General features: G+C 40.9%; 10 protein-coding genes. 3 read left to right on the top strand and 7 right to left on the bottom strand.

What is annotated here, in order from left to right; all coding sequences use genetic code 11:
• Positions 1-552 precede the first annotated feature (552 nt).
• The gene (locus ACL9RM_RS10820) at positions 553-1,062 is read left to right on the top strand and encodes a discoidin domain-containing protein (RefSeq protein WP_250268874.1); all 510 of its coding nucleotides are present in this window, start codon (positions 553-555) and stop codon (positions 1,060-1,062) included.
• Positions 1,063-1,111: 49 nt separating this feature from the next.
• On the opposite strand, the gene ACL9RM_RS10815 is transcribed toward ACL9RM_RS10820, so the two are convergent.
• The 3 genes from ACL9RM_RS10815 to ACL9RM_RS10805 form a co-directional block, all read right to left on the bottom strand.
• Complete coding sequence (locus ACL9RM_RS10815; RefSeq protein ID WP_250268875.1) at positions 1,112-5,698, bottom strand: fibronectin type III domain-containing protein; 4,587 nt, start codon at positions 5,696-5,698, stop codon at positions 1,112-1,114.
• Positions 5,699-5,891: 193 nt separating this feature from the next.
• Complete coding sequence (locus ACL9RM_RS10810; RefSeq protein ID WP_061830398.1) at positions 5,892-6,770, bottom strand: hypothetical protein; 879 nt, start codon at positions 6,768-6,770, stop codon at positions 5,892-5,894.
• Positions 6,771-6,973: 203 nt separating this feature from the next.
• Positions 6,974-8,446: an Ig-like domain-containing protein gene (locus ACL9RM_RS10805; protein ID WP_250268876.1), complete on the bottom strand. Its 1,473-nt coding sequence runs from the start codon at positions 8,444-8,446 to the stop codon at positions 6,974-6,976.
• Positions 8,447-8,751: 305 nt separating this feature from the next.
• Here ACL9RM_RS10805 and ACL9RM_RS10800 point away from each other — a divergent pair, with 305 nt between their 5' ends.
• On the top strand, positions 8,752-9,240 hold the full coding sequence (locus ACL9RM_RS10800; RefSeq protein ID WP_190297640.1) for a hypothetical protein: 489 nt from the start codon (positions 8,752-8,754) through the stop codon (positions 9,238-9,240).
• 37 nt (positions 9,241-9,277) lie between these two features.
• On the opposite strand, the gene ACL9RM_RS10795 is transcribed toward ACL9RM_RS10800, so the two are convergent.
• Complete coding sequence (locus ACL9RM_RS10795) at positions 9,278-10,108, bottom strand: siderophore biosynthesis protein (protein ID WP_250268877.1); 831 nt, start codon at positions 10,106-10,108, stop codon at positions 9,278-9,280.
• A gap of 10 nt (positions 10,109-10,118) precedes the next feature.
• Complete coding sequence (locus ACL9RM_RS10790; protein WP_235309259.1) at positions 10,119-10,571, bottom strand: AAA family ATPase; 453 nt, start codon at positions 10,569-10,571, stop codon at positions 10,119-10,121.
• Between the two features lie 292 nt (positions 10,572-10,863).
• On the opposite strand from ACL9RM_RS10790, the gene ACL9RM_RS10785 reads away from it, so the two are divergent.
• Positions 10,864-11,298, top strand: coding sequence for a DUF4395 domain-containing protein (locus tag ACL9RM_RS10785; RefSeq protein WP_155729733.1), 435 nt, complete (start codon positions 10,864-10,866; stop codon positions 11,296-11,298).
• 109 nt (positions 11,299-11,407) lie between these two features.
• Here the strand turns inward: ACL9RM_RS10785 and ACL9RM_RS10780 are convergent, their stop codons facing one another.
• Positions 11,408-11,755, bottom strand: coding sequence for a DUF2294 domain-containing protein (locus ACL9RM_RS10780; RefSeq protein WP_250268878.1), 348 nt, complete (start codon positions 11,753-11,755; stop codon positions 11,408-11,410).
• A 120-nt stretch (positions 11,756-11,875) separates the two neighbouring features.
• Complete coding sequence (locus tag ACL9RM_RS10775; protein ID WP_250268879.1) at positions 11,876-12,304, bottom strand: MarR family winged helix-turn-helix transcriptional regulator; 429 nt, start codon at positions 12,302-12,304, stop codon at positions 11,876-11,878.
• Between the last annotated feature and the right edge of the window lie 156 nt (positions 12,305-12,460).

Genomic DNA, 12,460 nt, shown 5'->3' with positions numbered 1-12,460 from the left:
TTATTCATCACTTGGTTTCCTCCTTTTCTTTCAGCAGAGTATTAACTTCTTTCTAAATATGACAATGGGAGTGGGGAATAGACCATTATATCTCCATCTTCATCTCGTTTTAAAACAATAGCAAACTCAGCACCATTACTTTCATCGCCTCAATTCAGAATCACATCTATTTTGTCGGTAAACACATTAAATCCACCTATTACAAAATCATTATATTCTTGGGAAGCCGTGTACTTCTCAAATAATTTTCTTTTATATTCCTCAACAGTACTAAAACAAACTTCCCAATCCAAAGGGAATATGCCGTCTCCCAAATAATAAGTGTATATTTTCATATTCTATCCATTTCCATTCTCGCACCTCAATTAGTTATTTATATTCTAAACATGCAACTCCCCGCCCGCAAATGAGCTTGCTATTATGATGTTGGACCGCTTAAACACTAGTATGCATTCTATCATCAAGGAATATATTCATAGAGAGTTCCATATAAATGATATAAATCAACCTTTTCACCACATTCAAAAATTAAACTTAAGGAGGAATTTCAACATGGCAAAATTCAGTCAAAATCCAGATAACTATACTTTTTCTGTAGATCCTGTTGTTATAGCAGAGGAAAATGTTTCAACCAACGGGGATTCTAAAAATACTTTTCCGAAAAATGTTTTAGTCGATAATAATCTCTATTGGGAGAGCAGTTTAAGCGGTAAAGGTGGAGAAATCATCTTCAAATTAGATACAGGCAAGACGATCAATGATATTCTTTTAGCTCAGCCATCTTCTCGAGCTTTTATACTTTCATTTTCTTTTCACGGCTCTATTGACGGAGAAAATTGGTTTAGGTTAGGTGAAGTCGAAACTTTGCCAACCACTGCAAAAACAACTTATCAATTTAGTAATGAGATTCCTTTTTCATATTATAAAATAACTGTACTTTCATCCGGCTTGAGTAGTACAACCTCCTATTATGGTATACGATATATTCAGCTAAGAACCGCACTCATTAATGGCGTTCCTGCCTACAGAGCATCCAACATAAACCCCGCTATTGCGGAATAAGTTAGTACACACAAAAAAGGGGCTGGCCAATGCCGCCCCTTGATTCATTCTATTTCATTTGAAGCATGTTATAAATCATCTCAGCCGCTTCCGCCCGTGTGACGTCCTGTTTGGCACGGAAGCTACCATCTGGATATCCTTGTACTAAATTTATCTCGGTTAGACCAAGTACATCCTTTCTGGCCCACTCTACAATTTGAGAGGAATCTGAGTATGCACTGCTTTCTTGCTGTGGTGTAGCCTTGATAATGTTATTCACCATTTTAGCCGCCTGTTCACGGTTAATGACCCGATCTGGGCCAAATTCTCTATTACTAAACCCGCGAGCGACCTGATCTTTAATCGCCGTTTTGAGTAGATCAACGTACCACGCCGATGGATTAATATCCTCGAAGCCTAGAGTCACATCCGTTTCGAGCGGTAATTTCAAGGAACGGACCAGCATCGAAGTAAACTCCATACGCGTTACAGATCTGTTCGGCTCAAATAGCGTGTGGGTTGTTCCCTTTACTATACCCAAATCGGCAAGCACATTTATTTTTTCTTTATTAAATATCCGATCAATGTCGCTAAAATGATTTGGCTTCTTCTCAACGGTTGAATCTTGAATGTGCTCTGTTTCTATCGGTTCCTTTATAACAGGCTGAATCGGTTTTACACTCTCCGCCCCTCCTTCTCCGCCACCTACGTCCACAGTATTAGCCGTTGTTTTTCCATACGCTTGTTTTGCCTCTGTGCGTTTTCCTTGACTATTTTCTGCCCAAAGTTGAACTGTATACAACTGCTTCTCTTTAAGTTGTCTCCAGATATAGCTTCGATCCTTACCACGATATAGCTCGGTTCCTCCTTCACTGGTGAGGACGAAAATATCATTCTCATGGTCTGACTCCCAATGGATGATAAATTCACTATTCGTTGTTTCTGTCTTCGAAAACGCAAATGCTGGAGACGGCAGCGTCTCGACCTGACCTTCTGTATGCTTACCTTCACCACTTGTGTTCACTGGCTTGATGGTAATACGATACACTGTAGAACTGTCCAATCCATCTACTTTAAATTCATGGGTGGTCGTATGACCGATAAGCACCTCGTTTTGGTAGACATTGTAGGCATCTGCACCCGGAGCTTCTTTCCACGTAACAACCAAATCGGTATCTGTTACTTCTTTCACAGTCAATCTATTGTCTGGTATTTGACCTGGCAAAGCGCGATGCGTAAAGGGAGTTATATTACCTACCCCCGTTGTATTCACGGCCTGTATACCAAACGAGTAAATCATACCAGGCTGGATATCTGAAAGCTTAAAATGAGTATCTCTGGTGTTAAAAACTTCCCCCGTATCTTTACGGGTTACAGTATATTGATAAGCGCTCTTGATTTCATCCCAGCTCAGCAAAATCTGGCCATCCTCAAGTTCTGTAACATTAACATTTTGTGCTTGAGGAGGAAGTGTCAGCAGCTTACCCAACGCTGGCTGGCTGAAACCACTACTGTTCCCACTGCTCACTTGAAAATCATAGTTTCTCCCACCTGTTAAACCAGATACAACCACACGTGGTTCCGTACTATAATAATCTTGACCGTTGATCGTTACCTTATATTGAGTTGCCCCATCAACCGGGGCCCATATCAACGTGGCATCGTGCTCGCGAACATCTTCAGTTGCAAGTTGCACAGCTGAATCAGGTAGTGTTAATGCGTGGATAGATGTATCTTTACCTGTACCACTTCGATTGTAGGCTCGTATTTTAATATTGGCAGATCTACCCGCAGGCAATCCCTCAAAAGTATATGAATGGATACCACGTGCAACCCGCACCTTCGGTTCATCGTTAACATTCAAGATGTATCCTTCAGCCCCCTGCACATCCTGCCACGCAACACCGATAGCATACACATCCTTCGTCACACTTGATATTGTAGTTACTCGATCAGGTAAAGTGATGACTCCTAGATGGGCATAGTCTCCGAATCCTGTTGCATTTTCAGCGGAAACGTTATAACCATACTCTGTTCCTGCTTGAAGATCAGTATCGGTAAATTCTGTATACACATCGTTATAAACCGAGACTTCGTCACGTTCTAGGGCGTAGTAGGTGGCAGTGATTACAGAATTCCACTTCAAATCGATTCCATCTTCTCTTACAGTTACATTCCGGAATCCGTTCGGGCTGTCTGGTAGGCTTAGAAAAGATACATGCTTTGCTGTACCCTCTCCAGTGTCATTAATAGCTGATACAGAAACATCGTAATATTGACCAGGCTTCATTCCTGTAATTGGATTATACACATCCTGTGTAACGGTATTCCTAAATATGATTTCTCCCGTACTTACGTCCGCTGCTGTAATGTTATATTTGTTAGCTGAGAAAACTGGCGTAAAATCAGCCATGATTTCTGTAGAATGACGAGAGACAGGTTGTAACTGGATATGATCAGGAGCATCAGGTAACGTTAATACATGGACTCGATTGGAATATGCATTGCCTCCTACATGGTTACTGGAACGCACTTCATATTCGTATTGCCGTCCTTCTTGTAGCCCCCTAACTGTAAAAGAATTTGTTGGATGCGTAACATCCCAAACCTCATTAGTTGTTAGATTTCGGACTGTATAAACGTAACCATCATCAAGGCCCGACGGGAGAGTCCACTGCAAATCAGCTTCTGTATTTCGTACGGATGTCGCAGAGAGCACAACCGACTGGGGCTGCTTTTGAATGCGAAGTGCACTGCTGACCGTTTCATAAATGTTACCCACCCTGTCTTTGACCTTGGCATGAACATACCATTCACCTTCATCTGAAAGATCCATCTGGATTGTTGTATCGGCTGCAGTATCCCAGTTTTCGGGTGAATCAGGGCTGTTCGTGATTTTATACTGCATTGTCGACGACTCAATCCCCGAATGCTGATCGGCATATCGTATCCTCACATGAATAGGAGTATCTTTCCATTCACGCGAATCCGGCGTCAGTTGGATCGTCGGTGGTTCCAAATCAATATAAGACATTACGGATACTGGATCACTTCGATTCCCAGCTGCATCTACAGCTTGGGCAGTCACTTTTATGATACCCGAATCCTTTAAAATTCCCAACGAACCAGGCACATAGGTGCCAGAACCCAATTGATATTCATAATGTACTGCTGTAGTATCCGTCGCACCCGATAGAGCAAACTCCACTGGCTTATTGGTATATCGAGTAGGTGTCGTCACCTCGGAAAACGTAACTTTTGGAGGCGTTGGCTGGGTTCGATCAATCATAACCGATTGAGTCACGATTGGACTAGACACGTCGAGATTATTGATCGTCCGTGCTGCTAATTCGTAAGTCCCTTCTGCGTTTAATGTAAAAGTGCCATTGTATGTCCGCCACTCCCCTAATGGACCCAAGCGATACTGTGTCATCTTAATTCCATTTGTAGAGTCACTTCCTGAATCAATGGTAACATTCACATCACGGTTCGTTGGACCTGTTTCACTAGCCCGGATGACAGGAGCAGTCGGTCCCTTTTTATCAATCGTGATTTCTTTGCTTACTTCTTGGCTCACATTACCGACGCTGTCAATGGAGCGTGCATAAACCGTGCTTTTGCCATCTTTATTCACATGAAACACTCCAACATAGCCCTGCCAATCTTGATTCACAACGCCTGTCAAACGAAATTGAGTATGGGCTAGTCCAGAATAATCGTCTGTTCCCGGCTGTAATGAAATGGTGTAGTCATTACTATTTCCCGTTGCGCTTAGGGTGGGTGGAGTTGGAGGCATCTTGTCTATTCGGACATTCCCAGAAGAAAGACCACTATACTGATTATTTACGTCCACCGTCCGGGCATAAATTGTATTTACACCATGTTCATAGACAGTGAAAGGCCCGGTGTATTGCTGAAATGCTCCTCCATTCAGGCTATATTCATAGTATTTTAGTCCTTCAGGAGCCACGTCCCCATTTATCCACACGGTTACAGGTTCTTTGGTCCATCCTGTGATCGCTTGTCCCTCTGTACCTGCATGGATCTGAGGTGGTTTAGGCATTAGGTCCGATTTGGGAATAACACGGATTCCAAACTTGGATATTTCAGCACTTGTCTGTTGGCTATCTCCCACCGCTCTGAAATATCGAACATCTCTTAATGTAATAGAGTCGGTGATATCTAACCATTTTCCCTGATAATATCTATCCGCATAGAATTTCGTTACATTAGTCCATGTATATAAGTTCGTTCCATTAGGCCTCCAACTGTCGCCTGCTGCATTATTAGATGCATATATATCAGTATGATAAGACCCTTCAATGTAAACAAAAATCCTGTAATCCGAAGTCTTAATGGATCTTCCAATATCAATAAAACGATTTGTCGGCTGCGTAGTACCATCACATTTATACCTAGCCGAACCCATGCCAGTATATACTTCCGTTGCTCCTATCCCATTTCCTGACCAAGAACCCCAACTATCGCCTCCACCCGGCAAATTGTTTTGGCAAAAAGGGCCCCCCATGATCTCCTGAGCAGCAGCTGATACCCTTTCCGGAAATATGGGAATCATCGTTAATAGTAGGAATACAGCCAAAAATCCATACACCCATTTCCTATACTTCCTTACCTTTCGCTTATTTTTTCGATACATACACTTCTCCTTACTTTATTTTATTTTCAAAGAGTTTTACAAACTCGCTTCGGGTAAAATAGAAAAAGCACCTCAAACGAAGGCGTTAATGCCTAGGTTTGAGGTGCTTCCTCTATATCACGAGTATGTTTTGAAGCTATTATACTTCGTTCCTAGCAGGATGTAAACAGAACTGACAAATTATTTGAGGATATTAATGAATCTGAACGCCCAAGTTCCGAAAAAAATCTCGTATATTTTGCATGTAAGAATCCTGAGTAGCGGAAGATTCCTTAAGAAGATTTTGCATACTGTTCATAAAAGCAGAAGCTGATGTCGTATCAGCTTTGTCAAACCGATTGTTTAACGGTGTGTTATTTAGCAACTCTGCGTTCTGTCCCGTGCGTTCCTTGTATTTCTCAATCCAATCGGGATGTTGAGGAACCTTTTGCGCAAAATTTAACAGTTGGCTCAGCCCATTTCCTCCACCTTTAATATCATTCATGTACGCCGTATATTTTTGAGGATCGACCTGCTTCATCACTTCTGATAGCTTGACATAATCCTCAGGAGCACCTGACGGACGATCTATTGGAGTCGTGTAGCTAATATCTCCGGTCTCTGGATCAGTGGATCGTGTTAAAGCAATACCAGCGATCTGGTTCATGGTTTCGAGAAATTCTTTGGCCTTGTCGCCTTCCATGTAATGATCAGCAATATACTTGGATTGAGTAACTCCCATCTCCAGCAGCACAGCTCGCTGACTCTCATCCGTTACTGTTCCGTCGACGATAAAATTAGATTGAATCATACTGTACACTGCATTAGACACTTCTTCTGGCTGACCTTCCAAAACCCGGTTTAATGAATCATTAATCTGTGTTGTACCGAAATACTTGGCAGCCTGTGATACAATAGCCCCTTCGGCCAACTGTCTACCAGCTTCACTGATCTCCACGGAGTCTTGAACTACCACTCTGGAGACCTGTTCTTCATGAAGCTGGGGTGGTGGAGCTTGCTTGCTTGTCGGATTGATCCGTAAACTACTTGCATTAAGAATCGCTTGCTGTGCTCTAAGAGGTCCAAAATTCATCCTATTTCCTCCTGTCATGTTTGTAACAGGCAATCTAAGGCGTATGTATAGTGTAATGTGACCCTGTTTCTATATATATCGGACAAAGCATATATGGAATGAATATACGCTTTGTCCCAATAATGAACAAATATTGAAACAAACTACTTTTATTTCATTCAAGCAACAATTCACCTTAAGTGATTGCTTTATAACCCCATCTATCACCCTCCATAAATACTGTAAGCAAAGTGATATACAACATCTGTGGCTATATTCGAAGTACCTCTCACCTGAGCAGCTACCCCTGAAAGATCAAAATAGTGTGTGAAACTGATAGCTCCAGACAGATATTCTGCAATACTTCCAGTTGAAGGTGGCAGGGAAACAGTAACACTAAAAACTCCATTCTGATCCGTATATGCAGTACCTGTGCGAGTGCGATTTCCGCTGCTTTCGCTCCAGTTTTGATTCAACCATGTTACGTCAACAGGAGCATTTGCAACTGGATAATTGTCAGTTGTAGTAACCACACCCTTCACAGTAAAACTACTACTTCCATTAACTCGATAATGGCGCCCATAAGAATAGGTTGGGTAGTCATTAGGCCCATTTTTAGAAGAATCATAACCGGTAATTACAACTTTCCCAGCCCGAAGCACCGGTTTAAGTGTGAGTGCATATGAATGGTCAGCTGAAAACTGATTTGTTGTGTACACTCGCACATAGTAGGTTCCTGTATTTAGGCTAACATTGTGATTCGTTTGTGGCAAAAGTACCATTTGGTTTCCGGTAAGGGCTCCGTAGACTTCCGCTTTGTAGCCGTAGCCGTCCGATACACTGTCAAGCTTTACGTTCAAAGCATCATAATTGCGGCTGGCAGGGATCGTAACTTGGTACCAGTCGTTATCAATGCCTGAATGAATGGAGCGTGAATTAAGCGACGAACCCCCCGTACTAAAGGTAAAATTATAGGCATGGAAAGCACTCTCATCTGGTTCATATGCATCGTAGCTGGAACTTGTATCGACCGTTAGATAGAAAGGATCATTGATGCTGGAACCCTTTTTGGCATGGACAGCAATCGCATATGCCTTTTCATATCCGGCAGTGTTACGGGTTCCTACGTTTTCAGGAAGTGAGGCAGCACCCTGTTCATAATTGTTAAAATAAGTACCATAGGTGGATGCGTCAATGGCATTAGAATTAATGTCACCTGTCGTCATATCAAACTCATATAAGTATAAGTCATAGTCAAGCTGGGCTGAAAATGGACCATCCAACTGGGACTGCAACAATTCACCAGGCTGCAAATAAATCGGATATAAAAATTGTGTGCCTCCCTCCTGCGTAATCGTACCGGAATACGTAGCAGAAGAAGCTGTGGCTAAAGCAGCCATTGGACTTGCTTTCAGCGAAGAAATGGATTCCCTTTTCAATGAGGTTGTCTCTGGTGTCTTGAAGTTGAGATTTTCTTGCATGACATAAACCGAAGACGTAACGCTGTCTGGCTTGTCTGCCCGTGTTAAACGCTTAATTACGTCTTCATTGACAGTTGTTAGCTGAATCTCAGATTCCGCTTTAATCGCTTGATCCGATGCAGCCTCCGTGTTTTCACTCGCATTCGCAGTCATTCCGAAAGCAAACAGGAGCATCATGCTTAACATTACTGCAATAGCCTTTTTGAACCTCTTCATACTGAAATCCCCTCTCAAATGGTTTAAGGAATTCCCGCTATCCCCGGATAAACCAGGGCGATTTCTAGGCTGTATGGCTCTATCATAATACATTATTGGTTCAAATGGAATATACTTCTTAAAATATTCTTATTTGTAATACGAATGAATAGGTTTAGGTTAATCAACTTAATTTTGACACTATTTTACCATAAAAATCCTACCATTCTCTTATTTATACGATATAATTAAATAATATGGATAGTTCTTTCAGACTATTTAATGAATCGAATTACCCATAACATACATAAAAAAGGGGAATACAGATGAAAAAACTTAGCGTGTTTATGTTAGTATTATGTTGCTTCTCTATTTTGGCAGCTTGCTCTACCGATCCGGTTAAAAAAGATTTAATTACGTATGTCAATGATGGAATGCTTCCTTTGGCACAAGATGAAAAAGCAGTTACTGAAAAGTATGAAGCTGTGACTGGAGATAACTTTACAGATGATGTAACACTATATAATGCTTTAAAAGATGATATCATCCCGGGATACACTAAATTTGTTGATAAGTTAGAAGCTGTAAAGACGGAAACTCCTGAGGTAAGAGCCGTCCACGAAACCTACATCAAGGCCGCTAGTACTCAAAAGGAAGCCTTCATTAAGATGCTCGATGCATTGGATAAACAGGATCTGAACTTAATCAATGAAAGTAACACTAAGCTCAGCGAAGGTAGAAAGCTATTCAGAGATTTTGGTGAACAGGTCAACACACTTGCCAAAGAGCATGATGTGGAGATGAATAAGAAATAAATATTAAAACTCCCTTGATGGGAGTTTTTTTATATACTTATGAATATTCGAAGCAAATTACCGCTTTGCTTAATTCTTGGTCGTAAAATAAATAGACGGCATCCGCCCCGCACGCTTGAAAATAATATCCGGTAATGGAACCGATATAGGTAAAAGTCTCACCATTGGGACGCTTAGGCACATGAAGCAGATTGGTTTGCTCGAACTGGAGCATCTCTTCCAGAGATTCGTTATATTCCTTGATAAAACTTTGAGCCTTGTCAGACTGAAATGCGATATCCTCTAAAATACCGTTAACTTCAGGGAAACTCAGCCCCCAACCGCTGGATTGCTTTTCCTCAAAATCACGGATGAGTTCTTCCACAGACTTTTTGGCCTCTCCAAAGGAGGAATATGGATAAATTTTATTGTTTTCTAGGAAAAATGCTTTGCGAGCTTGGTAGTCTTGTTCATTAGCCATGTACACCTGTTCCAGTCCGTCCAACGCCATGACTTCTCTCTTCATACGTAGGTACGCTTTATCCCCGGTAGATTTCAGCGCTTCATAGGTAGCTTCCAATTGCTCTTTCTGATGGAGACTAAAATAATTCCAGTCTGCTTCGAATTTGTATTTGCCGTCAATGACATCGAAACCCAGCATATCTTCCTTGGTATATGAGGTATAAAATTGCTGAGTATTTTCACCCACACAGCCTTCGTAGATTTCTTTTACGGAAACAAAATGCAGCCACTCGTCCTGTTCCGGGAATAAGAACTGAAGATTAATCGAGCAAATCGGCAGAAAGTGCTTGCGATAATGTTCAAGATCGCTGGCAAATACGTCCTCGTATGCTGGAAAACGTTTGATGAATCTCTCAGGTATGTTCATGGTAGTCCCCCTATATTGTATGGTTTTCCGGCAGTCTTCTGATCTGAAATGTTCCTTCAATGGAAATCACGCTATAGAGTTCATCAAATCCTTCTTCGTAGCTTGGAACCTCTAGTTTACTCATTACACTTTTAATACCGATCTCAGGAATATACTCTTTGCCTGTACGCTGCCCATTACGCTTAATAGATTCTGCAAAATCAGGCTCAAAATAATAGCCAATAATTTTAAACCCCTTATTTTTACAAGCATCTATATATTTCTTCCGTTCTATAACAGTGGCATTTGTATTGTCTACAACAAAGCGCTGCATCGTTTCGATGGAGGCTTGTAGATAAATATTTTCCCTATTCCGTGTTTTAAGCATATCAAGGTTTATTCGCATATGTGTTTTGAAGAAATGTTCTTTATAAAATGTCGACTTGCCCGAAGCCTGAATTCCTATAAAAATGACACACTCCAAATCTACACATCCTTGTCCAAGTATACATATTGGTTAATATAATCTCTATTCTGTGAAAAAATCGGTGTCTCATGATCAACATCCCACTTGCTTCTGACGGCTTCGCCTTTGTTGTACTGCCCCAATAGGCGTATATAAGAATTGTAACAAATTGGATTATGCATTGCTAGGAATTAAGCAAGACAAAAAACCTTAGCAGATGGGCTTGCAGAGTCTTTGGTTTTTTTGTATCTATTCCCCAAATGTTAGGCTATAATATTTCCATCTTTGAATTTATTCCGATATGAAAAGGATGATATATTTGAGCCAAAATCCATCCATTCCGCGCCCGTTAGTCAGGGCTAATCAATGGGTAATTGTTTTATCTGTAGTTTTTACTTGGATTACAGGGGGATATGGGGTGCTAGTTATTCCTCTTATCGCGGGGTTGCTCGGCGTCCTTTTTAACTTCAATCCAGTAATGCGGATAGCCAAGCTTTTCTTGAAGAAAAGCCCCTCCTCATATGTGCAGGAGGACCGAGAACAGCAAAGGTTTAATCAGCTTCTTGCCGTCTTTTTTCTGCTGGTCGCTTGGGTAGGATTTATGCTCCAGTGGAGTATTGTCGCTTATGTATTTTCGGCCATGGTCCTAGTGGCGGCTTTGGTGGCTATCCTTGGTTTTTGCATAGGATGTTTTGTTCTCTACCAATGGTCCCAATATCAATATCGAAGAAGAAAAAACGTGTAAACAGAAAAACTCTCTATTCATTCCATTTCAATTAGGACATCGTTAATTAAATCGAGGGTGTAGCCGAACTCTCCAACAATATGGATGCTATATCGGTTCCGCCTTCTTTTTATTTTGCGGTAATGTTATCTTCAAATACAAAAACGGAGATGGCTATATCTTCCTCCACTTTAATATCTGAAAAGAGGTGCAGCAGCCGCGAATCCATGTAATCCTCCAGTTCTTTATTGAAGTGTGTAGGATATATTTTTTGAACCATTTTGGTTCGAGCTGCATGCACCATCTCTTTCCCAGATTCTTCTTGTGCCAGAAACCTTTCAGATGGGGTTAAATTTCCATACAGCATCGTGATGGCCATATGATCTACAAAGGTTGTATGTATGCGCTCCGGGCCTTTCCCAAACAGCTCTTTACGTACTTTTCGAATAATCTCGTTAAAACCCGTTTCCCTTCTCATATCGCACCGCTCTCCTAAAATCTACTAAAATCCCTATTACTATATCCATCATAACCGATTCCTCTCCTATAAAACAGAGACTAGCGAAAGTGATTTTTTGGAACATGATTTTATCTAAAATTATAAACGTTTATTAATTTTGAGTAACATTTCCTCTAAAATTTTCTTCTCCTCTTCGGTCAGGGCTTGAACAATTTCGTCCTCCACCTTTTGAAAAGAGTCACTAAAAGCTTCAATCAATTCAATGGCTTTTGGTAAAACATAAATATTTTTTTGCCGCTCATTATTGGCCGGGATTTTGCGCTCGATGAATCCTTTTTGCTCAAGACCTTGAAGTATGCTTGTAATGCTGGCTCCGCGCAGATGAAACCGATCGGCCAGATCCTTCTGAATTAAATTATTTTCTTGATTCTCGTAGATATATCTAATCATTTTTCCTTGTTGAGCATTTAATCCCAACTCTTTTATGCTCTCGTCCGCTCTTTTCTTTAACTTAAGACCGATAACCTGAAACAAATCCAGAAAAACCGTATCCTTTTGGGTTTTCATAATCATACCTCCTCAAATTATTAGAAGTCTAATTGTCAATAAATAAACTATATAAATCTCTAAACTGTTTGTCAAATGAAAATCAGTTTATTGACAGTTATAAAACTAATAGTTAGAATTCTAAGTGTTTGAAACTGAACACTAAGGAGGAACGAC

It is taken from the genome of Paenibacillus sp. S29 (genome assembly GCF_049319765.1).
In the GTDB taxonomy this organism is placed as follows: domain Bacteria; phylum Bacillota; class Bacilli; order Paenibacillales; family Paenibacillaceae; genus Paenibacillus; species Paenibacillus polymyxa_B.
The sequence above is the reverse complement of the archived record's forward strand: the minus strand, read 5'-3'. Positions and strand labels throughout refer to the sequence as shown.